The sequence below is a fragment of the Flavobacterium branchiophilum FL-15 genome (assembly GCF_000253275.1).
Classification (GTDB): domain Bacteria; phylum Bacteroidota; class Bacteroidia; order Flavobacteriales; family Flavobacteriaceae; genus Flavobacterium; species Flavobacterium branchiophilum.
Map to the genome: position 1 here is coordinate 2,149,000 of NC_016001.1, position 24,396 is coordinate 2,173,395.

The following is a 24,396-nucleotide window of genomic DNA, read 5'->3' on the forward strand; positions in this document are numbered from 1 at the left end:
CACTCCCGCTTTTTTTTCTTGCCGCAAAATCAACAAACCGCTTAGCGGCAAGAAAAAAAGAGCTCCGTTCAGGTCGGGGTGCAAAATACTTTCTTACAAATTAACATATTACCTAATCAAACAGCCATTTTCTCTTAAATTTACAAATAAATTCCTAATTTTTCAAAACCAACATCTCTGAGTATAATTGCCTTACATGCTAATCATTTTCAAAAAACAAAGCCTCCCCTACCCTTGCAATAAATTTTGATAATACATTCGTTAGATATAATGTAATAATATTTATAATTTTAAATAAAAATAACAGCTTATATCATCAATAAATAAGCAAATATTTATATTATTAAAAAAATTGTTGCAATATACCAAATTTCCATTTTGGTATTGTTTGAATAAAAAAAGGATACATTCAAAAAAATGATTATTTTTGTCGATTATTTAAAAAAATGTATTTTGAGCTTATTTAAAAATCTTTTCAAACAAACCATGATTTATGGGCTTGCTACGGTGTTGCCCAGAATGTTTAGTTTTATCTTGGTTCCGCTTTATACTACACAGTTGCCTCGTGGCGAATACGGACAAGTTACGGTTTTGTTTGCATATTTGGTTTTTTTAAATGTTATCCTTTCTTATGGCATGGAAACGGCTTTTTTTCGGTTTTACAACACCGAAACCGACAAAAAAAATGTCATTGCCACCAGTACCATAAGTATTTTTTGGACCTCGCTTTTATTTTTACTTTTAGGACTGGTTTTTAGAAAATCAATTGCCAATTTTATAGACAAAGAGGTGCAATACATCACCTATTCCATTTGGATATTGGTGTTAGATGCCTTAGTTATTATTCCTTTTTCTAAGCTTCGGGCCACACAAAAACCTATTGTATATGCCCTAATTAAAATTGGTAATGTATTGATAAACATGGGGTTAAATATTTTTTTATTAATTTACTTACCCCAATTGGCCGCAGCCGATCCTGAGGGCTTTTGGAATACAGTATATCTTGAAAATTTTCAAATTGGATATATTTTTATGGCCAATGTAGTGGCGAGTTTAGCTACATTTATCATATTGTCCCCACATTATTTTACCCTAAAATGGCATTTTGATGTCCGTTTATGGCTCAAAATGATGCAATACGGGCTGCCCATACTAATTGCAGGCATCGCTTTTGCTATCAATGAACATTTGGATAAAATTATTTTAGAGCACATGTTGCCCAAAAATAGTTCCGAAGTTCAAGTGGGTATGTATGCCGCTTGTTACAAAATTGGCTTGTTTATGGTACTGTACAGAACGGCTTACTCTCTTGGCATAGAGCCTTTCTTTTTTAGCCATGCCAATTCAGATAATCCTCAAAAAACCTATGCTACAATTACCAAATATTTTGTCATTTTTGGATCTTTAATTCAACTGACCGTCATTGTTTTTGCTGATTTACTTAAAATTTTCATGATTCGAGACGCCTCTTATTGGGAAGCCATGGATGTAGTGCCGCTTATTATTTTGGCAAACTTTTTTTTAGGCATCTATACCAATCTTTCGGTTTGGTACAAGCTAACCAATCAAACCCACTTTGGTGCTTATATTTCCATTGCTGGAGCTGTTATTACATTGATTCTCAATTATTTATTAATACCAAAAATCGGATATTACGGCGCTGCTGTTGCTACCATTGCAGCTTACGGAACTATGATGTTTATATCCTATTATTATGGCAATAAATACTACCCTATTCCTTACGAATCCCAAAAAATATATGGCTATTTGGCAGTTTCTATTGTGTTTTCTATCCTGTCATTTTATGTTTTTAGAGCCAATTATTTTGTAGGAATACCACTTATTTTTATATTTCTTATTTTCATTTATGTCAATGAAAAAAACACCCTTTTAAGCCTGCTCAATCGAAAAAAAAATAACAACATCACATGAACATAGCTATTATCAACCAATCATCAAACGAATTGCCTCATTACGAAACTGCTTTTTCTGCAGGAATGGATTTGAGAGCCCATACCACAGCAACTATTTTACTAAAACCCTTAGAAAGAGTAATCGTAAAAACAGGACTTTTTATTGCCTTACCTCAAGGCTACGAGGCTCAAATTCGACCTCGAAGTGGTTTAGCAGCCAAAAATGGCATTACCGTTTTGAATGCTCCAGGCACTATTGATGCCGATTATAGAGGAGAAATTGGTGTCATTTTAATCAATTTATCATCAGAAAATTTTGAAATAAACAATGGCGACCGCATTGCTCAAATGGTTATTGCCTCACACGAACGAGCCACTTGGAATGTAGTAGATACACTCGATCAAACCGATAGAGGTACTGGAGGTTTTGGTAGTACAGGGGTTCAATAATATTATTAATTTACCAAAAGACTTTAAAATGTCAAAAATACTTACAGGTGTTCAAAGCACAGGAACACCACATTTAGGAAATTTATTAGGTGCCATAATGCCCGCCATTGCCCTATCTAACCAACCCGAAAACGAATCGTTTTTATTTATAGCCGACCTACATTCTGTAACGCAAATCAAAGATGGCAATACCCTTAGGGCTAATACTTATAGCACTGCAGCCGCTTGGTTGGCCTGTGGTTTAGATGTAAATAAAGTGGTTTTTTACAGACAGTCTGATGTGCCTCAAACCGCCGAATTATCTTGGTACTTGAGTTGCTTTTTTCCGTTTCAACGATTAAGATTGGCACACTCTTTCAAAGACAAAGCAGATAGATTAGACGATGTCAATGCGGGTTTATTTTCCTATCCAATGCTCATGGCCGCAGACATCCTTTTATACGATGCCAACATTGTTCCTGTGGGCAAAGACCAATTGCAACACCTCGAAATTACTCGAGATGTAGCCTCAAGATTCAACCACTTGATGGGGGAAACTTTTGTAATACCTGAATCAAAAATTCAAGAAGAAACCATGTATATTCCTGGAACAGACGGTCATAAAATGAGCAAGTCCAGAGGCAATATCATCAATATTTTTCTAAACGACAAAGCCCTCCGAAAACAAATCATGAGCATCGAAACAGACAGCACCCCGCTCGAAGCTCCCAAAGACCCGCAAACTTGCAAAATTTTTGCCATTTATAAATTGTTGGCCAACGAATCGCAAATCAACGATATGTTGTTAAAATACCAAAACCTTCATCAAGATTTTGGATACGGTCATGCCAAACAAGCGTTGTATGATTTGATCATCGAACAATTCAAAACCCAACGTCAACTATATAATTATTATATGTCAAATCTCAACGAAATAGACCATGTATTACAAATTGGAGCCCAAAAAGCCCAAAAAGTAGCCCTTTCCGTGTTGCAAAAAGTACGAACCAAGTTGGGTTTTGAAAACCTAAACAGCTAAAAATGTCAAATCAAAAGTGCAATCAATTTGGGCGTTACCCACAAGGGGTCGGGCTTTTCGTTACAATCTTTTTTGTTTGAAAAAAACAAAAAAGGATTTCCACTTCAATCCCTAACGCAGTCTTGGGTTTTAAACAACAGCAGACAAAAAAAACACCATAATTCAAACAAGAATTAATGGTGTTTTTTATTAAAATATGTAATACCCTAACAAGGCTTTTCAAGAAATCATACCAAACACTTATATAAAATAGTCTAAAAATGCAATGCTATTTTTTTTCAAGATTTTATAAAAAAATCATTTCATAGCTGGGCTACGTAATTATTTTTTTGTGAAATATTTGGAGAAAAAGAGCTAGCAGATTGGGCTATTTTATATGAGTGTTTGGTATTATAGTCTAATGTTGAACCACCAATGCATCCTGACTTTGATGCTTGTGTTTAAAAAACAAGGCAAACAATATGGCAATGATCAAAGCATAAATGGCAAACGAAAACCATATTTGATGCCAATCTTTTTCAGTACCCTTAGTAAAAAAAGCATCTATAACCTGACCACTGATTTTACTGCCCAAAAAAGCCCCCACACCATTTGTCATCATCATAAATAAACCTTGAGCACTCGATCTAATATTAGAATCGGTAGTAGTTTCTACAAAAAGGGAACCCGATATATTGAAAAAATCAAATGCCATTCCATAAACAATATTGGAAAGGATAATCATCCAAAGCCCGTCTAAAGGATTGCCATAAGCAAATAGTCCAAACCGCAACACCCAAGCAACCATCGAAAAAAGCATAACCTGCTTGATTCCAAACTTTTTTAGAAAAAAAGGAATCGCTAAAATAAATAACGTTTCGGATATTTGTGAAATTGACATGATCATTGTTGAAGAATTTACAACAAAAGAATCTTTATAAGCAGGTATATTTTTAAAATCATTCAAAAAAGTATCGCCATACATATTTGTCAATTGCAAAGCAGCTCCCAAAAACATTGAAAATATCAAAAATAAAGCCATTTTATAATTCGTAAATAATGTAAACGCATGAAGCCCCAATTGCTCCATAAAAGTAGCATTTTTTGAAATGAGTTTTTGTGGAGGGCATGCAGGCAACGTAAAGGCATAAATACCCAGAAAAATAGCAAAAAAGGCAGCAAAATAAAATTGATTGGCATAAATCAAACTACCAAACTGGCCAGCTATGGCCTTGCCTACAGACAACCCAAAATCATGAATAAACAAAGGTGGATTTTCTGAACTAAAAATATTGGTAAACCACATAGCCAAAATAAATCCAATGGTTCCCCAAACTCTAATGGGCGGAAACACCTTAACCACATCAAAATGGTTGTTTTTTAAGATATGATAGGCTATAGAATTTGAAAGTGAAATCGTGGGCATGTAACAAATCATGGCACCAAAAATAACGTAATACAAAGTTTCTGGATTATTTACTTGCGGTACATATAACATGATTAAACCATACAATATATGTAAAACACCGTACAATTTCTCGGCATTGATCCATTTATCTGCAATAATTCCTGTAATTGCTGGCATAAATAAGGAAGACAAGCCTAATGTAGAAAAAATAGCACCAAATTGGTTTCCTGTCCAACCTTTTGCATTAAAACAATAGGTTCCAATGGTAATCAGCCAAGCGCCCCAAACAAAAAACTGTAAAAAGCTCATGACTATTAATCTGTTTTTAATTCCCATAATTTTTTCGTTAAAATAGATTGTAAAACTACTATTTATATTGAGAAAAACAAAAAAATATCACATTTTAGTCTTTTTTTTTGCCAAATCAAAAATAATATCAAATTGTTGCTCTTTTGTCAATGTGGAATTGTCTATCAAAATAGCATCTTTTGCTTGAATCAATGGCGAATCTTCCCGATGAGTGTCTATATAATCACGTTGTTCAACATTATCCAATATTGCTTCAAAAGTAACATCTTCGCCTTTTGCTATCAATTCGTCATACCTCCTTTGGGCTCTTGTGGTGGCACTAGCAGTCATAAAAATTTTGAGTTCGGCCATTGGAAACACCACCGTACCAATGTCTCGTCCGTCCATTACAATACCTTTTTGCTGTCCCATAGCTTGTTGTTGTTCAACTAATTTACTCCTAACTTCCGATATTTCTGCTACTTTACTTACATAATTTGACACTTTCAATGTGCGAATGGCTGTTTCTACGTTTTGATCATTCAAATAAATTTCACCAAAACCAAGGGTTTCATTCCAAACAAATCGCAATTTTATAGCTGGTAAATGTGTTATTAATAATGGAATATCAAAAAATTCGTTGGAAATAATTCCTTGCTCTAATGCATACAAGGCAACTGCCCGATACATGGCACCAGTATCTACATAAACGTAACCTAATTTTTGAGCCAATTGTTTAGCTATTGTACTTTTTCCTGTAGAAGAAAACCCATCAATGGCTATGATTATTTTGTTCATTTTATCATGTAAATTTACTTATTCATTAAAGTTTATGGTTATTCCAAACAAACTGGTATTGGCAGCAAGCGTATATCTTGAATAGGAATAATTGAATTTTAAATTATTAATTTTTAGGCCAAACCCCAATGAAACTCCCGAAAAATTTCTTTGATCTATAATTCTTAGCTCTTCGGCCCTTCTAAAATTATATCCTAATCTTAAATTAATTCCTTTTTGTGGAAACAATTCAGCTCCAATAATGACATGTCGCAAAGCATTGTTTAAAAACGAAACTCTTTCGGGTGTGCTGCTGCCATCCAACGATCCAATGGCCCTATTGGGATTAGAAAAAGCAATATTCCATTGTTGTAAATTTTCAAGGGTCAAATGCCATCGTAAGGGTACATTTTCAACTTCTTGAGATATACCAATCATGATTTCGGTAGGCAATTTTTCATAAACTCCCGCATAAGTTGTAAATTGAGTGCCTAAATTTCGGATAGATAAAGCCCAATTGACATCATTTTTTTCGTCGATAAATAAAAATCCTAAATCGACTGCCCCGCCAAACGAACTGTAGTTTTCCAATCCAGAGGTTATCAATTTAGCATTTGCACCTATATATATATTAGAAAACGGAAAGTTATAAGCATATCCAAATGACAAAGCCCCCTCGCTACCCGAAAAATTATTGGTTTTTTGGCCAATTTCATTATAGCCATCAAAATTGCCATAATTAACAAAATTGGCTCCTACAAAAAATGTTTGAACATGCCTGTCAATAGTATAAGCATAGGCAGCAGTCCCATAATTTACTTGACCAAAATAACTTCCATAATTAACTGCTAATTTATTGTCCATTGCTTCATTGATTGTAGCAGGATTAAATTGGGCCTGATTGACATCGTCGTCAAAAAAAGTAACCACTTTGCCACCTAATGCAGCTTGACGAGGCGAATTTACTAAACTAAGAAATTGATAAACAGACCGCCCACCCACTTGTCCAAAAACAAAAGAGGATGTAAAAAAAAGCAAATTATAAATAAGAAATTTTTTCATTATTGGGTTGAAATAAATGCTTATAACGGCTTTTCAAAGATAAAATTATATTTTTGAAATCAAATAAAAAAGAACATCAATTTATAAACAACATTTTAAATAATATAATACTTAAAATTTATTATAAAAAGTAATAAATAATAATAATAATTATCAAATTCTTTTTTTTATATCCTTAATTTTGTTACTATTTTAAAAATTACTATAATTATAGTAATTTGATGATGGCCATATATAAAGGCTTAGATTAAAAGAATATTTTTTTTGAAATGATCATAAAAAAAGGAATAAAAAATTGTATTTTAAAAAAAATAACCTTATATTTGGAGCAAAATAATTAAATTTGTATAGGACCAATTTTTTATTTTTAAAACATAACTTAAACAAAAAATCAAATTATAATGAAAGTAACAATTGTAGGAGCAGGTAACGTTGGGGCTACCTGTGCAGACGTAATTTCGTATAGAGGAATTGCAAGTGAAGTAGTATTATTAGATATTAAAGAAGGATTTGCCGAGGGTAAAGCATTAGATATCATGCAATGTGCTACCAATACGGGTTTTAATACCCGAGTAAGCGGAGTAACCAACGATTATGCCAAAACAGCGGGCAGTCAGGTAGTAGTAGTTACGTCTGGAATACCAAGAAAACCAGGCATGACACGTGAAGAACTTATTGGTATTAATGCAGGAATCGTAAAAACAGTTGTAGAAAATGTATTGGCCCATTCTCCAGAGGCTATCATTGTAATAGTCTCTAACCCAATGGATACTATGACTTATTTGGCTTTAAAATCGACTGGACTACCAAAAAACAGAATCATTGGTATGGGTGGTGCCCTAGACAGTTCAAGGTTTAGAACTTATTTATCATTAGCATTAGACAAACCAGCCAACGATATTTCGGCTATGGTAATTGGAGGACATGGCGATACCACAATGATTCCACTTACACGATTAGCTTCTTATAACGGTATTCCAGTTTCAGAATTTTTATCAGAAGAAACCTTAGCAAAAGTAGCTGCAGATACCATGGTGGGGGGTGCAACTTTAACAGGATTATTAGGAACATCAGCTTGGTATGCTCCAGGAGCATCTGTTGCTTATTTAGTAGATAGTATTTTGAACAACCAACGAAAAATGATAGCCTGTTCAGTGTTTGTAGAAGGAGAATATGGACAAAATGATATTTGTATTGGTGTACCTTGTATTATTGGTCAAAATGGTGTAGAAGAAATTGTTGATATACAACTCAACGACAACGAAAAAGCATTATTTAGCAAAAGTGCCGATGCTGTAAGGTCTATGAACGAGGCTTTAAAAGATATTTTAAGCTAAAATGGCTATAAAAAACATGAAAGACTGCCAAGTGCAGTCTTTTTTTTTATTTTTATTTCAAAATAAATTGGTATATCATAACGTTAATTATATATTTGCACGTTTAAAAAATCATTAAACGAATTTTATCTCTATATTTACATCCAAAATATACCAATAAAAAAGCGTTTATTTTTTTTTAGAGGATATTAATCAAAAACAAAAATTAATTAATTTTTTAGTAATGCAAAATAAAGGACTTATTAAATTTTTCGCAATTCTATTTGCATTGGTAAGTATTTACCAACTTTCTTTCACGTTTGTTTCAAATAAAGTAAAATCTGATGCAAAAGCATTTGCAAAAGGTGATTCTAAAAAAGAATTTAACTATTTAGATTCTATTGGAAAACAAAAAGTCTTCTTAAACTATTTTACATTTAATGAAGTAAGAGACAAACAAATCAACAAAGGTCTTGATTTGGAAGGCGGAATGAATGTTATCCTCGAAATATCTGTAAAAGATATTCTAAAAGGATTGGCAAACAATTCAAAAGACCCTGTTTTTAACAAGGCCCTTGCCGATGCAACTGCAGAAAGACAAGGAAATGAAGATTATTTAGATGTATTTTTTAGAGTTTTTGAAAGAGAAGCTGCTGGAAAAACACAATTATCATCGCCAGATATTTTTGCAAACAAAAATCTAGGAGAAGAGATTAATTTTAAAATGACAAATGCTCAAGCTCAAAAAGTAATTAAGAAAAAAGTGGACGAATCCATTATATCTGCATTTGAAGTTTTGAGAAAACGTATTGATAAATTTGGGGTAACCCAGCCAAACATCCAACGATTAGGTGAATCTGGTCGTATTTTAGTAGAATTACCAGGAGTAAAAGATGCCGAACGTGTGTCTAAATTATTGCAAAGTACAGCCCAACTAGAGTTTTGGGAAACGTATAAAGTTGCAGATATGGGTAATTTTTTGATGGCTGCCAACGAAGCATTGAAAGCTACAGAAAAAGCAGCACCAGTGGCTAATAATACACCAAAAACAGCTAACGACAAGAAAAAAGATTTAACAGCACTTTTGGTAGATGAGAAAAAAGACAGCACCAAAGCAGCGAAAGATAATGGCCCCATTTTAAGTAAATTTGTGGCTTATAGTCCTGGTGGACCCGTTTTAGGATATTTTAATCCAAAAGACACTGCAACAGTTGGAGGGTATTTTAAAAGAAATGAAATCAAAAACTTATTAATTGGCGAACAAAGATATGCTAAATTTTGTTGGGGAAAACCAACAGAAATACATGTGAAAGACCAACAAATAGTAGATCCATTAAAAGTTAAGGATGCTGCAAAAGTACAAGTTGTAGAGTTATATGCTTTAAAAGGCAATAGAGAAAACTTGCCACCAATGAGTGGCGGTGTGGTTGTAGATGCAAAAGATACATTTGATCAATTAGGTAAACCAGCCGTATCGATGCAAATGAATAGCAAAGGTGCCAAAATTTGGGAAGAATTAACAGGCAAAGCTTATACCACACAAGGTAACATTGCCATTGCATTAGACAATGTAGTCTATTCTGCCCCTGGTGTAACAAGTGGTCCTATTGCAGGTGGAAATTCTGAAATTACAGGTAATTTCACTTTAACAGAATCTAAAGATTTAGCAAATGTTTTAAGAGCGGGTAAATTACCAGCAGCAGCAGATATTGTTCAATCAGACGTAGTGGGGCCTTCTTTAGGCCAGGAAGCTATAGACAATGGAACTTATTCCTCAATATTTGGATTGTTATTAGTATCCTTGTGGATGATGATTTATTACGGAAAATCAGGTTTTTATGCTAACATTGCATTGGCCGTAAATTTATTATTCTTGTTTGGTGTATTATCTAGCTTGGGTGCTGTACTAACCTTACCAGGTATTGCAGGTATCGTTTTAACCATGGGAACTGCAGTGGACGCCAACATTATTATATATGAAAGAGCCAAAGAAGAATTGCGAAGAGGACAATCATTAGCCGATGCAATTGTAACTTCATTTGGTTGGAAAGGAGCTATGCGATCTATAATTGATGCGAATGTAACCCACGTATTAACAGGTTTAGTTTTGTATATTTTTGGATCAGGACCAATTAAAGGTTTTGCAACAACCTTGTTAATTGGTATATTTACATCGTTGTTTACCTCAATTTTTATTACTAGAATTTTATTAGATTGGAGCGTAAAACGTGGCAATGTATTGACATTTGTAACTGGTTTTTCAAAAAATTGGTTTACCAATATCAATATCAATTTCTTGAAAATGAAAAAAGGATTTTATGCTTTTTCATCATTAGTTGTAGTAGTAAGTTTGGTTTCTATTTTTATGAACGGTTTCAATCAAGGTGTTGATTTTGTTGGTGGAAGAACTTACCAAGTAAGATTTGATAAAGCAGTAGAGGCAGAAAAAGTAAAAGCCGATTTGACTAGTGTTTTTACAAATATTGAAGCCAAAACATTTGGAAATAGCTCTCAATTGAAATTGACTACCAACTATAGAGTTAAAGAAAATGGAGCTGAAGTTGATGCAGAAATCAATAGAAAACTTTATGAAGGATTGAAAAAATATTATTCAAACGGCATGACTTATGAAAAATTTGTTAATGCTTATGACGGTAAAACATTGGGTATTTTACAATCTTCAAAGGTAGGACCTAGCGTTGCTGATGATATTAAAACGAATGCTTATTGGGCAGTTATTGGTGCCATGCTAATAGTATGTTTGTATTTGATGGTAAGCTTTAGAAAATGGCAATACAGCCTTGGTGCCATTGCTGCTGTGGCACATGATGTGATATTTGTATTAGGAATTTATTCTTTATTATGGAAATACATGCCATTTGGAATGGAAATAGACCAACATTTTATTGCTGCTATTTTAACAGTTATTGGCTATTCTATGAATGATACTGTAATTGTATTTGATAGAGTTAGAGAATATTTAGCAGGAAAAACAAAAGGAACATTTGAACAAATTGTAAACGAGTCTATTAATACTACCATGTCTCGAACAATCAATACTTCGCTTACCATGATTTTAGTATTATTAATCATGTTTATATTTGGCGGAGAATCTATCCGAGGATTTATTTTTGCAATGTTAATTGGTATTGTAGTTGGAACATATTCTTCTTTATTTATTGCAACTCCAGTATTAGTGGACACTATATCTGCTGCAGATAAAGATATTATAGAACACCAACACAATGATGCTGAATAATTAAATTTCAAATTATACTCTTTAAGCCCAACAAAAGTTGGGCTTTTTTTATGTCAGGCCTAGTCACACTAACAAACTTTGTCAGCATAGATGCTTATTATGATGACAAAATGACACAAAAATAATGGTCATTAAATAGAAAATATGACAATTATAATAAAAAAACTATTTGGCACAAAGATTGCATTTCGGACATTGAGTTTTTAATCGAATATATCATTAAATTAAATATAACAAAAATGGGTAAAATAATCGGAATCGATTTAGGTACAACTAATTCATGCGTTTCTGTAATGGAAGGTAATGAAGCTGTTGTAATTCCAAACGCAGAAGGAAAAAGAACAACTCCATCTATCATTGCATTTGTAGAAGGTGGCGAAATTAAAGTAGGTGATCCTGCAAAAAGACAAGCAGTAACCAATCCTACTAAAACAATTGCTTCTATCAAACGTTTTATGGGACAATCTTTCTCTGAAACTACAGGCGAAGCTTCTAGAGTTCCATATTCAGTAGTAAAAGGCGACAACAATACTCCACGTGTAGATATTGACGGTCGTTTATATACTGCACAAGAATTGTCAGCTATGACACTTCAAAAAATGAAAAAAACAGCTGAAGACTATTTAGGTCAAACAGTTACTGAAGCAGTTATTACTGTTCCAGCATATTTTAACGATGCACAACGTCAGGCTACAAAAGAAGCAGGTGAAATTGCTGGTTTAAAAGTTATGAGAATCATCAATGAGCCAACTGCAGCAGCTTTGGCTTATGGATTAGACAAAAAAGGAAAAGACCAAAAAATTGCAGTGTACGATTTAGGAGGAGGTACTTTTGATATTTCTATCTTGGAATTAGGAGACGGAGTTTTTGAAGTATTATCTACAAACGGAGATACACACTTAGGTGGAGATGACTTTGACCAAACAATCATTGACTGGTTGGCAGACGAATTCAAAGCCGAAGAAGGTGTAGATTTACGTCTAGACCCAATGTCGTTGCAACGTATTAAAGAAGCAGCTGAAAAAGCAAAAATTGAATTGTCTTCTTCAGCCGAAACAGAAATCAACTTACCTTATGTAACAGCTACAGCATCTGGACCAAAACACTTAGTTAAAAAATTAACAAGAGCTAAATTTGAACAATTGTCTGATACTTTAGTAAAACGTTCTATGGAACCAGTAGCTAAAGCTTTGAAAGATGCAGGTTTATCAACTTCAGATATCGACGAAGTAATCCTTGTTGGTGGTTCTACTCGTATGCCAAGAATTGCTGATGAAGTAGAAAAATTCTTTGGTAAAAAAGCATCAAAAGGAGTAAATCCTGACGAAGTTGTTGCTATTGGTGCAGCTATTCAAGGTGGCGTTTTATCTGGAGATGTAAAAGATGTATTGTTATTAGACGTAACACCGCTTTCATTAGGTATCGAAACTATGGGTGGGGTTTTTACAAAATTAATTGAGTCTAACACCACAATCCCAACTAAAAAATCACAAGTATTCTCTACTGCTGCTGATACTCAACCATCTGTTGAAATCCATGTTTTGCAAGGAGAAAGAACTATGGCTGCCGATAACAAAACCATTGGTCGATTCCATTTAGATGGTATTCCACCAGCACCAAGAGGAGTTCCTCAAATCGAAGTTACTTTTGATATTGATGCAAATGGTATTATCAAAGTTTCTGCAACCGACAAAGGAACTGGAAAATCTCATGATATCCGTATCGAAGCTTCCTCTGGATTGACTGCCGAAGAAATCGAAAGAATGAAAAGAGATGCTGAAGCCAATGCCGATGCTGATAAAGCTGCTAGAGAAAAAGCTGAAAAATTGAATGAAGCTGACAGTATGATTTTCCAAACTGAAAGCCAATTGAAAGAATTAGGAGATAAAATATCTGACGATAACAAAGTAGCTGTAGAATATGCTTTAACTGAATTGAGAATGGCTCACCAATCACAAGACGTTGCTGCAATTCAAACTGCTTTAGACAACATCAATGCAGCTTGGAAAAAAGCTACTGAAGCGATGTATGCTCAAGGTGAACAAGCTCAAGCAGCTCAACCACAAGCAGAAAACCAAGGAGATAACGTAGAAGATGTTGATTTTGAAGAAGTAAAATAATATTTTCTTTGATTATATTGACAATCATACTATAAAAACCGAGTTATTACTAACTCGGTTTTTTTTTATATTAAAATCACTAAGTATCTTATTTTTTTGTACCTTGCTTCTCTAAAAACCATTAAAAAAAATATGAAATATTTTAGTATTGTTTACCTCGTTTTGTTTTGTGCCTTACATTCATTTTCACAAAAGAAAAAACAAATTCCAAAACCTACACTAAATCTTATTGCAAAAGCAGATCCCGCAAAAGCAGCAATAATCAAAGATAATTTGTATTTTTTTATTTTAAATAAAACGGTAAATGATACCATTTTTATAAAAAAAATGGATGCTATTCTACCCATAGATGCAGCTATAACACCATTTAATGCAAACGGAACCAAATTATATTTGCTTACTTGGGCTGAAAAATCAACAACGAAAACCAATTTAAAATCAGAAGATAAAACCTTGAAATATTTTTATATTTTAGAAGAAAATACTAGTAAAATTGTTTTTAGTAACATACAATTAACTAACATCATTATAGAAAAAGTTTTTTTAGACCAAAATAAAAATGCTTCAGAAACACAAACCCGCAGCCGCAAAGAAGGTTTTGAATGTATATTAAATCCCGATGGAACAATTACTCAAAAAACGACAAAGCAAGTCAATATTTTGAAATACAATGCGGTAACTAGCTCATTTGTAAGTAGTAACAAAAAATAACTAACGAAACCAATTGCCAATGGAGTGAAAAATCCTACCCAAAAAAGTTCGTTTTTTGCAAATTATCAATTCGCCCATTAATTGATTTTCAGATGGCTTTAATTCAATTTTGTAAAAATTATTTTCATCAACTTTTTGCTCAATTGTAGTAAGCCCTAAAAACGAAACCACTATCACGTCATTTTCTTTGGCTTCTATACTAAATTTACCATCCATATCCGTTTGGGTACTGGTTTTGGTACCTTTTATCACCACATTTGCTCCTGGAATTGGACCAACATTATCGCTCACAACCCCTTTTATCACTTTAGTTTGTGGCTTCACAGGAGCTATCATTTTGCCTTTTACATACCCATCATTTTGCTCGGTTTTTGGTTTTTCTTGAGCCAAAACCGCACTACTTTCAACCCCCACAAGCGTCATAATTGCACTTGTAGTTGCCAACCAAACGGTCGATTTTTTTTCCAAAACCTCAATATCTCTGTTTAGTTGGTCTGCTTTAAATCGGCCACAAAGTTTGGCATCTTTTGTATAGGCTTCCAAAATCTCACGGTCGGTTTTTGTGGTAAAATCTACCACATTTTTCATACACTTATCACAAAAACGCCCTTTTGTAGCAGGTGTCATCGCTTGCCAATCTTCGTGGCAAGGTTGCGGGATCGATATTTGAAGCATCGTATTTTTCATATCTAATTTTTTAAGTTGGCCTTTTATATATAAAGAGTACTTTTTATTCAAAAAGGTTGGTAATGTTTATTTTTAACATTTGCTAATTTTAAAATAAAGATATACGAAATAAAGATATGTAGAAGCATGAAAGATATACGTAATATTTACAATATAGAATGATTTGTAATATAAATAAAGTACAATAATATATATCTAAAATAATAATAATAAATTATTTTTTTAAATACATAATACAGTACTTTCAATTATATTCAAAAAAAAAGGCTATCTAAATGAATTGATAGCCTTTATTTATGATTAATTTTTGATCATTGGAGGATATTGTTCTAATATTTTGGTAACAAAACCTTTTATATTTTCGTCTTTTTTGTCCACGTTTTGAGTTAAATTGCCTGTTCCTTCTCCTTGCCAAATCAATTCTTTTTTGGAAGCATCTATCAAATCAATTGTTAAAATGCCTTGAGTAGATGTTGAAACCATATTGGAAGTACCAAAATATGGATTCCAACCCATACCCCAACCGTATCCAAATCCAGCATTAAACTGATTTATATTGATGTTTTTTTCTGCCTTTGTATTGATGTTTATCAACAAATCGGGCGTTTCGCTAAGGGTAAATCCTTTTGCAATCATTTGATTTTCAATGGCATGCAAAATTCTTTTCTTATCTAAATCAGAAATTTCAACTTTATCAATTCCTGCTTTATAAAAAGCAAATGTTTTAAATTTTGAAAAGTCAACTTTTTTATCATAATCAGTATTGACCCTAACTGAGTTGCAAGAACTAAGTGCTAAAATTAAAACAAAAGTAAGTATTTTAATTGTTTTCATAAGAAATTATATTTAGGTTTATAATAATGTTGAGTTAATAATTGTTTTATATTTATAAAATTATTATCATATCAATAAATTATTCTCAAATGTTATGCCAAATGTATAAAAAATAGGTTCATCTTTATTAATTTTAACATTTTAAGTTGTAATATAATATATTACTTATTAAAATAAAAAGATTGATTTTTTTTAAGATATTATTTAGTAGAACTTTATTTTTTTTTAATGATAAATAAAATAAATTGACTACATTAGCCCATAAAATAATGTATTAATCAAAAAAAAATTAGGATGAAAAAAGGGATTTTAATTTTAGGTTTATCAATTGTATTGGTATCCTGTAACAGTTCAAAAAGTACAACAAGTTCCGCAAGTGCAAACCCTTCAGAAAAAGCTATGGTATTGACTCCGGCATTGGCAGAAGGAAAATCATTGTATGAAAATAATTGTGCCAAATGTCATAAATTGTATGCTGCAAGCGAATATACTAAGCAAGAATGGAAACCGATTTTGTTGAAAATGCAAAAAATGGCTAAAATAGATGATGCACAATTGGCCAGAATATCAGAATATATTGATGCTCAATTATAATAAATCATGGAAAGTAGTATTGATGCAACAATCAATTGGCATGATTTTGAAAAAATCAACCTAAGAGTAGGTACTATCATTGCAGTTCAGGATTTTCCTGAAGCCAGAAAACCTGCCTATCAATTGACTATTGATTTTGGTTCGGAAATTGGAATCAAAAAAAGTTCAGCCCAAATTACAAAAAGGTATGAAAAAGACATTTTATTGCATCGTCAAATAGTAGCGGTAGTAAATTTTCCAAAAAAACAAATTGGAAAATTTATGAGTGAGTGTTTGGTATTAGGCTCTGTGGGATTAGAAAACGATATTGTACTGCTAGCTCCTGACTATAAAGTTGCAAACGGTTTGAAAATTGGATAAAAAAACCTCGCTATCTATAAGCGAGGTTTTTAATTTACTAATTAATATAGTATTTTGAATATATTAAATATCATCAAAATCTACATCAGTAAAATTTTTGTTTTTTGGGTAATCAAATTCGTCGTTTGATTCTTTTTTATAGTCTTTTTGATGCCGTTCCGAAATGACTTCTTCCCCTTTGTTATTCCAAACAAAAGCGGTCATTTGGTTTAAAATATCTGTAAAAGCATTAAAATCTTCTTTATACAAATATATTTTGTGTTTTTTAAAATGAAAAGAACCATCTTCTTCAGTAAATTTTTTACTTTCAGTAATTGTAATATAATAATCGTCTGCTTTTGTTGATCTTACATCAAAAAAATAAGTTCTTCTGCCGGCTCTTAAAACTTTAGAAAAAATTTCTTCTTTTTCTAATAAATCATTTTCTCTCATATTCCTATTTTTCAAAATTTGTTATATCATGTAACCAAGCCCAAAAATGCTAAAATTTATCTAAATAAACAAATATTTAGGACATTTCTTTTTCAGAAAGTTGCTTGAGATATAAATCTTGATAATACCCTGTTTGGTTTACTAACTGATTATGAGAGCCTTCTTGAATGATTTGTCCATCTTCGATGATGATAATTTTATCTGCATTTTTAGCAGACGACACCCGATGGCTTACTATAATTGTAGTTTTATTTTTGCAAATTTCTAATAAATTATGTAATATTTGCTCCTCAGTTTCTGTATCTACTGCCGATAAACAGTCGTCAAAAAGCAATATTTCGGGATTTTTTATCAAAGCTCGGGCAATAGACACTCGTTGCTTTTGACCACCAGAAAGTGTAATACCTCTTTCGCCCAATATGGTTTGGTAACCGTTATTAAATTCAATGATATTTTGATGCACTACTGCCATTTGTGCAGCATTTTCTACTGCCGCAAAGCTTGCCTTTTCGTTGCCAAATTTGATATTATTTTCAATTGTATCGCTAAACAAAAAGGCATCTTGTGGCACAACGCCAATGTTATTTCGCAAATCAAACAAATTTATTGTAGAAATGGGTTTTCCATCAATGAGAATTTGTCCAGAATTTACATCATACATGCGACTGATTAGCCCCAGAATGGTAGATTTTCCTGATCCTGTTTTGCCTAAAATGGCCAATGTTTCCCCTTTTTTGATGGAAAAACTGATGTTTTTTAGCGCAGTTATTTGTGTATCATTATAAGTAAATGAAACGTTTTCAAATGCGATTTCGCCATGTATGTCTGTTTTTTCTGTACAATTATTTTGTATTTCTGGCACAATTTTCAAAAATTCGTTTATTCTTTTTTGAGATGCTTCGGCTTCTTGCACCATCGACGAAACCCACCCCAGCGAGGCTACAGGCCATGTGAGCATATTGACATATAAGATAAATTCTGCAATGGTTCCTATGCTGGCGATACTACCATTGATGTACATAAGACCACCAAAATAGATGACCACCAAATTACTAATACCTATTAAAGCCATCATTAAGGGACCAAAAAGGGAATTGACTTTTGCTAAATCCAAACTTTTTTGCTTGCTTTCGTCTGAAAGTTGGTTCATATTGTCTTGGAACTGTGCTTCTAATGAATAAGCTTTGATTACCCGAATACCAGAAAACACTTCTTGTGTAAAACTAGAAATTTTTGACAAATATTGTTGAAAAATACTACTTCTTTTATTAATTTTTTGACTTAATTTGAATATAAAATAAGATAAAATAGGAAGAGGTAGTAAGGTATAGATGGTTAATTTTGTAGAAACATTTAACATATATGTAATAACAATTGCAAATCTAATAAAGGTATTGATGGTGTACATCACAGCGGGTCCAGCATACATGCGTACTTTGGCTACATCTTCACTTATTCGATTCATCAAATCACCTGTTCTATTTTTTTTATAAAAATCTTGCGTTAAATTTTCATATTGTAAAAAAACTTCATTTTTCAAATCAAACTCGATATGTCTGGACATGACAACTAAAGTCTGACGCATTAAAAAAGTAAGTATTCCTGCAATAATTGTAGTACCAATGACTAATAATATGTTGTGTAACAATTCTTGTTGGATAAGTTGTGTATTTTCTGGATTGGTTTTAACATATTCTTCAATAGTTTTGAACGATTTACTAATTAGTTTAGGAGTAAAAAGCGAAAAAAATTGGGCAACAATTGTAATGAAAATGCCTAATAAAAATTTTGATTTGTATTTAAAAAAGTATTTATTGATATACTGTAATTCTTTCATTTGGATGTGATTAATTTAAAAAAATTAAAAAAGCAAAGATACAAGATTGTGATCAATATCTGTACAATCAAATGACAGTTTTCAAATAAATCAATTTTGTTTCAATAAATTCAAACAATTGTATTATTTTTGCACCGCAAATTATTTTTGCAGTTTTAATTTTTAAATGTTCTTATCAAGTGCTAAACAGACGACATATCCGTATTAAAGTGATGCAAACCATTTTTGCCATGCATCAAAATGGTTCTGATGATTTATTAAAAGAAGAAAAGTTTTTGAAGTACAGTATTGATAGTATAAAAGATTTATATTTGACAATATTGGCTGCTTTAATTGAATTGAAAAAAACAGAAGCCGTTTTTCTTCACAAAAGTAGCCTTAAACATTTGGCAACCAAAGATGAAAAAAATCCTAATAACAAATTTATTAATAATGGTATATTGTTGTTTTTGGAAGAAAATAATCCATTAGGTATAGCCCTCGAAGGCCGCAAAATTAATGATTGGTCTATGAATAATGATGCTATTTTGATGCTTTTAGAAGATGTAAAAAAATCTGAAATTTATCAAAATTACATGTACAATAGGGTAAATAATTTTGAAGAAGACCGAAATTTTATACTGAATTTATTTGAAAATATTATTGTTCCAAATGAAAAATTTTACAGTTATTTGGAAGAAAAAACCCTTACATGGGTAGATGATATTCCGCTTGTAAATACCTTTATTTTAAAACAATTGGCAACTATACGAGGCATAGAGGATCCAAAATTTAAAATCCCAACCATTTACAAAAACGAAGATGATAAGGAATTTGCCCAGCATTTATTTAGAAAAACAGTATTAAATGAAGCAACATTTGCTAAGGAATACCACGATAAAACACCAAATTGGGACATTGAACGTATAGCAGAAATGGATACTATCATTTTGAAAATGGCCATTTGCGAGTTTTTAAAATTTCCATCAATTCCTACCAATGTTACCATAAACGAATATTTAGAATTAGCCAAAGAATATTCTACACCAAAAAGTAGTGTGTTTATCAATGGTATTTTAGATAATATTTTGAAAGATATGAAAAATACCGACAGACTTCAAAAAATAGGCAGAGGTTTGATGTAATTATTTATATTTTACATTTAATAATAATAATAATAACAATTAAATTACTATAATATGAATTATCCTATAATAATCCAATTAGGTTTGGTGGCCTTGGTTTTTTATTTTTTTATGATCAGACCTCAACAAAAAAAGATAAAAACAGAAAAAGAATTTGAAAAATTACTAAAATTAGGAGATAGAGTGGTTACCAAAAGTGGCATACACGGTAAAATTGCAGAATTGGGCGAAACAACTATTGTATTAGAAACAATGTCGGGAAAATTAAAAATGGAACGGTCCTCAATTTCGTTAGAGTTGAGTGCATCATTAAAAAAATAAATATAAAAAAACCTCTTTTAATAGAGGTTTTTTTATTGATTTTTCTCAAATTTACGCTCTATTGCAGCAATCATTTCGCCTGCAATATCTTTATTAGTAGCAGATTCAATACCTTCCAATCCAGGAGAGGAATTGACTTCTAACAACAAAGGCCCTTTTGAAGATCGGATAATGTCCACTCCTGCTACTTTTAAATCCATTGCTTTTGCTGCTTTTATAGCAATTTTTTTCTCTTCGGCAGTAATTTTAATTACAGATGCAGTGCCCCCCAAATGTATATTGGCTCTAAACTCGCCAGGCAAAGCCTCTCTTTGTATGGCAGCAACAACTTTGCCGTCTATAACAAAACATCGAATGTCTTTGCCATTTGCTTCTTTTATAAATTCTTGAACTAATATATTGGCATTGAGGCTTTTAAAGGCATTGATAACACTTTCGGCTGCTTTTTTGGTTTCTGCAAGTACAACACCTTTACCTTGTGTGCCTTCCAATAATTTGACAATTAAAGGAGAACCACCAACCATTTTGATCAAATCATCTGTATCCAAAGGCGAATTGGCAAAACCCGTTGTTGGTATTTCTACCCCATTATTAAGTAGCAATTGCAACGAAAAAAGCTTATCTCTTGATTGGGTTATGGCAGCTGCAGAGTTTAAACAATATACTTTCAAAGCTTCAAATTGTCGGGTTAAGGCACATCCATAAAAGGTAATACTAGGTCTTATTCTTGGAATTATTGCATCAAAATTGTCTAAAACCCTGCCCCCCCTATAATGAATTTCTGGAGTTGTAGCATCCAGTTTCATATAACATTCTTTGATATTCAAAAAGTGCATTTCGTGTCCTCTAATAGTTCCTGCCTCCATAATCCGCTTGTTGCTATACAGTTCGGGGTTGCTGGCCAACAAGCCAATGCGAAGGCCTTGTATGTTTTTATTTGCATTTTTATAATATAAATGTAAATTTTCTGACGTAGGTTGCCCTAATAAATATTTTTGCTCTGGATCAACTAATATTCTACCACTCATGGCTTCTCGACCTAAAAGCATTCTAAATCCCATGGAGTCTCTATTGGTTAGCGTCAGTTCGATACTCCAATTTTTGCCACCAATTTCTAAATCGGCACTAATAACATAACGTTGTTCTCTAAAACCGCTCGAACTTTTTACAACCCGTTTATCTATCAATTTTGATTCGCAATGGATAATGGTTTTTACATTATTTTGAATGGGATTGATATCGAACTTGACCCAATTTTCACCATTTTTAATAAAAGGAGCAATATTAATGGCATGCAAAGCCGATGTTTTTGCTCCAGAATCAACACGAGCTTTAATTGTTGGTATTCCCAAATTTGGAAACGAACACCACTCTTCACTACCCACTATCACTTTTTCTTGAAACATAGTATCTTATTTTGATTTGAAGTCAAAAATATTTAATTTTTTGCCAATATCAATCCTATTTTGATTTTATTTTATTTTTTTTAAAGTAGTGTGCTATGCTCATTAAAAATCCCTTTTATTTTTAAAAATTAATACTACATTTTTGAATAAATTATAATTTTAAAAGTAGCTTATAACTTTCGATATTGCGAGTTACTTTTTAAGCAATAGTTTAGAAACTCTAAGCAAATGATGAAATTTGACTATTTTGGTATGGATACCAAATATACATATAAAATATATTTGGTATGAGTTATGGTTAGTTATAAAAATTATTTCTTTTTTGTAATGGAAATATGTATTGATAGTCCAAATAATTGAAGTACATTTTGTTATATTTCTTAATATCTTTGAATAATTAAATTTTATAAATATTTTTGAAATACAATTAAAAATAAATAGTATTTATTTTATTTATTTAAAATAAAATACATTAATATTTGTTATAATAGAATTATAGTTCTTCATTTAATTTAAAAAAAAATTAAAAATTATAAAATTACTTTATTTTTAAAATTACAGGAAATCATTTATAAAACGGTTCATATAAGATTATTCATTTTAATTTACCTAAGACTATTGAAATCACATTGCATGTAAATATTTACTATATAATTAGCAGTATAAAATACACTTAAAATTAATAAGTTATTACTTGAAAAAATAATTAATACATATTTTTAGTTTAATAAAATTATTACATTTTTTTTCAGCCATGTTTCAAAAAAAATAAAATAAATTTTTAGTGTAAAATATACACAAAACATTTGGTGGTTTCAAAAAGTAGTTTTATCTTTGCGTAATAATAACACAAAATAGAAAATTATGTTACTCCATTTAGACCCCAATTTCAAACCATTTGCAGGAGAAGAAATTCAATTTGAGAAATTTACTTTTTCGGGTGGCGAACCTCATATTAAAATCAATCCCAACTTTGATTTGACTGAAAAAGTAACCGTTACACACCGCATGCAATCCTTTAATGATCTTGGTTTTTTGTGTTTGGCTGCCGATGCTTTGCAACGTATGGGGGCAAAACTCGGTACTTTGTTTATTCCTTATTTTCCAGCGGCTCGACAAGATCGGGTGATGGTAGCGGGCGAACCCCTTTCGGTAAAAGTATATGCCCAGATTATCAATAGTTTAGGTTTTGAAAAAGTGATGGTTTTTGATGCCCATTCGGAAGTAACACCCGCAGTATTAGATCATTGTGAGGTCATTCCGAATCATGATTTTATTCAAAAAGTAGTTGAAAAAATTGGTAATGAGGTACTTTTGATTTCGCCAGATGGTGGTGCTTTGAAGAAAATATACAAAGTATCCGAATTTTTGGGAGGCGTAGAAGTGATAGAATGCAGCAAAAGCCGAGACGTAAAAACAGGTAAATTATCCGGATTTAAAGTTTACAAAGACGATTTAGAAGGGAAAAATTGCCTCATTGTAGATGACATTTGCGATGGTGGCGGCACTTTTGTTGGTTTGGCACAAGAACTCAAAAATAAAAATGCAGGCAAATTATACTTAGCCGTGAGCCACGGAATTTTCAGCAAAGGTTTTGAAGCCTTGCAAGACTTTGAACACATTTTCACAACCAATTCATTTAGGGATATGGAGAATGAAAAGGTGGAAGTGATAAAAATTGAAACGAGATGAATCTAAAAATAATCAAATAAACATAAACCTTTTTTTAAATTAGCACACGGATAAACACAGATGTAAACAAACACGGATTTATTTAATATTAAAAATATGTTAAAAGAACAAGAACTAACAGAACAAATCATAAAAGTATATTATGATGTTTACAACGAACTAGGATATGGTTTTCTCGAAAAAGTATATCAAAATGCAATGTATTTAGAACTCAAATCAAGAGGTTTTTATGTAGAAGCACAAAAACAAATTAAGGTAAAATACAAGGGAATTGAAGTTGGAGAATATTTTGCAGACTTAGTAGTAAATGAAAAGATAATAATAGAATTAAAAGCAGCTGATTATTTAGTAAAAGAGTTCGAAGCTCAACTATTAAATTACTTGAGAGGAACACAAATTGAGTTAGGACTTTTATTTAATTTTGGTAAAAAACCTGAATATAAAAGAAAGATATTTAGTAATGATAGAAAGTAAAAAATCCGTGTTTACGAAGTATCCGTATAATCCGTGTTCAATTATTAAGCACGCAGATAAACACAGATGTAAACAAACACGGATTAAAAAAAACAGATAAAAATCCGTGTTTACGAAGTATCCGTGTAATCCGTGTTCAATTATTAAGCACACAGATAAACACAGATATAAACAAACACTGATTAAAAAAATACAGATAAAAATCCGTGTTTACGAAGTATCCGTGTAATCCGTGTTCAATTATTAAGCACACAGATAAACACAGATGTAAACAAACACGGATTAAATAAAAACAGATAAAAATCCGTGTTTACGAAGTATCCGTGTAATCCGT

The 24,396-nt window shown here is 31.9% G+C and carries 21 protein-coding genes; 13 read left to right on the plus strand and 8 right to left on the minus strand.

Going from position 1 to position 24,396, the window contains the following annotated elements; genetic code table 11:
- Positions 1-453 precede the first annotated feature (453 nt).
- The 3 genes from FBFL15_RS09220 to trpS are packed head-to-tail and all read left to right on the plus strand — an operon-like array spanning position 454 to position 3,381.
- Complete coding sequence (locus FBFL15_RS09220; protein WP_014084339.1) at positions 454-1,932, plus strand: lipopolysaccharide biosynthesis protein; 1,479 nt, start codon at positions 454-456, stop codon at positions 1,930-1,932.
- Positions 1,929-2,363, plus strand: coding sequence for a dUTP diphosphatase (dut, locus tag FBFL15_RS09225; RefSeq protein WP_014084340.1), 435 nt, complete (start codon positions 1,929-1,931; stop codon positions 2,361-2,363). Before FBFL15_RS09220 ends, dut begins: the two co-directional genes overlap by 4 nt.
- A gap of 28 nt (positions 2,364-2,391) precedes the next feature.
- Positions 2,392-3,381, plus strand: coding sequence for a tryptophan--tRNA ligase (trpS, locus tag FBFL15_RS09230; RefSeq protein WP_014084341.1), 990 nt, complete (start codon positions 2,392-2,394; stop codon positions 3,379-3,381).
- A gap of 397 nt (positions 3,382-3,778) precedes the next feature.
- Here the strand turns inward: trpS and FBFL15_RS09235 are convergent, their stop codons facing one another.
- Genes FBFL15_RS09235 through porQ form a run of 3 tightly spaced genes read right to left on the minus strand, consistent with a single transcriptional unit; the run spans position 3,779 to position 6,895 of the window.
- Complete coding sequence (locus FBFL15_RS09235) at positions 3,779-5,104, minus strand: nucleoside permease (RefSeq protein WP_014084342.1); 1,326 nt, start codon at positions 5,102-5,104, stop codon at positions 3,779-3,781.
- 60 nt (positions 5,105-5,164) lie between these two features.
- A complete protein-coding gene (gene cmk / locus FBFL15_RS09240; RefSeq protein WP_014084343.1) occupies positions 5,165-5,854 on the minus strand; it encodes a (d)CMP kinase in 690 nt (229 codons plus the stop codon).
- An 18-nt stretch (positions 5,855-5,872) separates the two neighbouring features.
- Positions 5,873-6,895: a type IX secretion system protein PorQ gene (gene porQ / locus FBFL15_RS09245; RefSeq protein WP_014084344.1), complete on the minus strand. Its 1,023-nt coding sequence runs from the start codon at positions 6,893-6,895 to the stop codon at positions 5,873-5,875.
- Between the two features lie 401 nt (positions 6,896-7,296).
- Between porQ and FBFL15_RS09250 the strand changes: the two genes are divergently transcribed.
- The 4 genes from FBFL15_RS09250 (at position 7,297) to FBFL15_RS09265 (ending at position 14,301) form a co-directional block, all read left to right on the plus strand.
- Positions 7,297-8,232: a malate dehydrogenase gene (locus tag FBFL15_RS09250; protein ID WP_014084345.1), complete on the plus strand. Its 936-nt coding sequence runs from the start codon at positions 7,297-7,299 to the stop codon at positions 8,230-8,232.
- 223 nt (positions 8,233-8,455) lie between these two features.
- On the plus strand, positions 8,456-11,470 hold the full coding sequence (secDF, locus tag FBFL15_RS09255; RefSeq protein ID WP_014084346.1) for a protein translocase subunit SecDF: 3,015 nt from the start codon (positions 8,456-8,458) through the stop codon (positions 11,468-11,470).
- Positions 11,471-11,709: 239 nt separating this feature from the next.
- Complete coding sequence (dnaK, locus tag FBFL15_RS09260) at positions 11,710-13,590, plus strand: molecular chaperone DnaK (RefSeq protein ID WP_014084347.1); 1,881 nt, start codon at positions 11,710-11,712, stop codon at positions 13,588-13,590.
- A gap of 132 nt (positions 13,591-13,722) precedes the next feature.
- Entirely contained in the window at positions 13,723-14,301 is a 579-nt protein-coding gene (locus tag FBFL15_RS09265) for a hypothetical protein (protein ID WP_014084348.1), read from the plus strand.
- On the opposite strand, the gene FBFL15_RS09270 is transcribed toward FBFL15_RS09265, so the two are convergent.
- Both FBFL15_RS09270 and FBFL15_RS09275 read right to left on the minus strand, forming a co-directional pair.
- Positions 14,302-14,988, minus strand: a complete 687-nt coding sequence (locus FBFL15_RS09270) for a carboxypeptidase-like regulatory domain-containing protein (RefSeq protein WP_014084349.1) — start codon at positions 14,986-14,988, stop codon at positions 14,302-14,304.
- A gap of 300 nt (positions 14,989-15,288) precedes the next feature.
- A complete protein-coding gene (locus tag FBFL15_RS09275) occupies positions 15,289-15,822 on the minus strand; it encodes a DUF4136 domain-containing protein (protein WP_014084350.1) in 534 nt (177 codons plus the stop codon).
- A gap of 294 nt (positions 15,823-16,116) precedes the next feature.
- On the opposite strand from FBFL15_RS09275, the gene FBFL15_RS09280 reads away from it, so the two are divergent.
- Together FBFL15_RS09280 and FBFL15_RS09285 are read left to right on the plus strand one after the other, a co-directional pair.
- Positions 16,117-16,416 carry a c-type cytochrome gene (locus FBFL15_RS09280; RefSeq protein WP_014084351.1) on the plus strand — a complete coding sequence of 100 codons (300 nt, stop codon included), beginning with the start codon at positions 16,117-16,119 and terminating at the stop codon, positions 16,414-16,416.
- A 6-nt stretch (positions 16,417-16,422) separates the two neighbouring features.
- Positions 16,423-16,776, plus strand: coding sequence for a tRNA-binding protein (locus tag FBFL15_RS09285; RefSeq protein WP_014084352.1), 354 nt, complete (start codon positions 16,423-16,425; stop codon positions 16,774-16,776).
- Between the two features lie 63 nt (positions 16,777-16,839).
- Here FBFL15_RS09285 and FBFL15_RS09290 read toward each other — a convergent pair whose 3' ends face one another.
- Positions 16,840-17,208 carry a PUR family DNA/RNA-binding protein gene (locus tag FBFL15_RS09290; RefSeq protein WP_014084353.1) on the minus strand — a complete coding sequence of 123 codons (369 nt, stop codon included), beginning with the start codon at positions 17,206-17,208 and terminating at the stop codon, positions 16,840-16,842.
- Positions 17,209-17,284: 76 nt separating this feature from the next.
- A complete protein-coding gene (locus FBFL15_RS09295) occupies positions 17,285-19,045 on the minus strand; it encodes an ABC transporter ATP-binding protein (RefSeq protein WP_014084354.1) in 1,761 nt (586 codons plus the stop codon).
- 212 nt (positions 19,046-19,257) lie between these two features.
- Between FBFL15_RS09295 and nusB the strand changes: the two genes are divergently transcribed.
- A complete protein-coding gene (nusB, locus tag FBFL15_RS09300; RefSeq protein ID WP_014084355.1) occupies positions 19,258-20,169 on the plus strand; it encodes a transcription antitermination factor NusB in 912 nt (303 codons plus the stop codon).
- A gap of 54 nt (positions 20,170-20,223) precedes the next feature.
- Positions 20,224-20,490 (plus strand): preprotein translocase subunit YajC, encoded by a 267-nt coding sequence (yajC, locus tag FBFL15_RS09305; RefSeq protein WP_014084356.1) that lies wholly within the window; start codon positions 20,224-20,226, stop codon positions 20,488-20,490.
- A gap of 32 nt (positions 20,491-20,522) precedes the next feature.
- On the opposite strand, the gene rimK is transcribed toward yajC, so the two are convergent.
- Positions 20,523-21,896, minus strand: coding sequence for a 30S ribosomal protein S6--L-glutamate ligase (gene rimK / locus FBFL15_RS09310; RefSeq protein ID WP_014084357.1), 1,374 nt, complete (start codon positions 21,894-21,896; stop codon positions 20,523-20,525).
- A gap of 864 nt (positions 21,897-22,760) precedes the next feature.
- Between rimK and prs the strand changes: the two genes are divergently transcribed.
- Positions 22,761-23,588, plus strand: coding sequence for a ribose-phosphate diphosphokinase (gene prs, locus FBFL15_RS09315; RefSeq protein WP_014084358.1), 828 nt, complete (start codon positions 22,761-22,763; stop codon positions 23,586-23,588).
- Between the two features lie 96 nt (positions 23,589-23,684).
- Complete coding sequence (locus FBFL15_RS09320; protein WP_014084359.1) at positions 23,685-24,062, plus strand: GxxExxY protein; 378 nt, start codon at positions 23,685-23,687, stop codon at positions 24,060-24,062.
- Positions 24,063-24,396 lie beyond the last annotated feature (334 nt).

Bases quoted from the DNA above. Each gene is read 5' to 3' on its own strand.
- FBFL15_RS09270 (WP_014084349.1), bottom strand. From the start codon at position 14,988: ATGAAAAATACGATGCTTCAAATATCGATCCCGCAACCTTGCCACGAA.
- porQ (WP_014084344.1), bottom strand. From the start codon at position 6,895: ATGAAAAAATTTCTTATTTATAATTTGCTTTTTTTTACATCCTCTTTT.
- secDF (WP_014084346.1), top strand. From the start codon at position 8,456: ATGCAAAATAAAGGACTTATTAAATTTTTCGCAATTCTATTTGCATTG.
- trpS (WP_014084341.1), top strand. From the start codon at position 2,392: ATGTCAAAAATACTTACAGGTGTTCAAAGCACAGGAACACCACATTTA.
- dnaK (WP_014084347.1), top strand. From the start codon at position 11,710: ATGGGTAAAATAATCGGAATCGATTTAGGTACAACTAATTCATGCGTT.
- FBFL15_RS09265 (WP_014084348.1), top strand. From the start codon at position 13,723: ATGAAATATTTTAGTATTGTTTACCTCGTTTTGTTTTGTGCCTTACAT.
- FBFL15_RS09250 (WP_014084345.1), top strand. From the start codon at position 7,297: ATGAAAGTAACAATTGTAGGAGCAGGTAACGTTGGGGCTACCTGTGCA.
- FBFL15_RS09320 (WP_014084359.1), top strand. From the start codon at position 23,685: ATGTTAAAAGAACAAGAACTAACAGAACAAATCATAAAAGTATATTAT.
- cmk (WP_014084343.1), bottom strand. From the start codon at position 5,854: ATGAACAAAATAATCATAGCCATTGATGGGTTTTCTTCTACAGGAAAA.
- FBFL15_RS09290 (WP_014084353.1), bottom strand. From the start codon at position 17,208: ATGAGAGAAAATGATTTATTAGAAAAAGAAGAAATTTTTTCTAAAGTT.
- FBFL15_RS09275 (WP_014084350.1), bottom strand. From the start codon at position 15,822: ATGAAAACAATTAAAATACTTACTTTTGTTTTAATTTTAGCACTTAGT.
- FBFL15_RS09235 (WP_014084342.1), bottom strand. From the start codon at position 5,104: ATGGGAATTAAAAACAGATTAATAGTCATGAGCTTTTTACAGTTTTTT.
- FBFL15_RS09285 (WP_014084352.1), top strand. From the start codon at position 16,423: ATGGAAAGTAGTATTGATGCAACAATCAATTGGCATGATTTTGAAAAA.
- nusB (WP_014084355.1), top strand. From the start codon at position 19,258: ATGCAAACCATTTTTGCCATGCATCAAAATGGTTCTGATGATTTATTA.
- prs (WP_014084358.1), top strand. From the start codon at position 22,761: ATGTTACTCCATTTAGACCCCAATTTCAAACCATTTGCAGGAGAAGAA.
- FBFL15_RS09295 (WP_014084354.1), bottom strand. From the start codon at position 19,045: ATGAAAGAATTACAGTATATCAATAAATACTTTTTTAAATACAAATCA.
- FBFL15_RS09280 (WP_014084351.1), top strand. From the start codon at position 16,117: ATGAAAAAAGGGATTTTAATTTTAGGTTTATCAATTGTATTGGTATCC.
- yajC (WP_014084356.1), top strand. From the start codon at position 20,224: ATGAATTATCCTATAATAATCCAATTAGGTTTGGTGGCCTTGGTTTTT.
- dut (WP_014084340.1), top strand. From the start codon at position 1,929: ATGAACATAGCTATTATCAACCAATCATCAAACGAATTGCCTCATTAC.
- rimK (WP_014084357.1), bottom strand. From the start codon at position 21,896: ATGTTTCAAGAAAAAGTGATAGTGGGTAGTGAAGAGTGGTGTTCGTTT.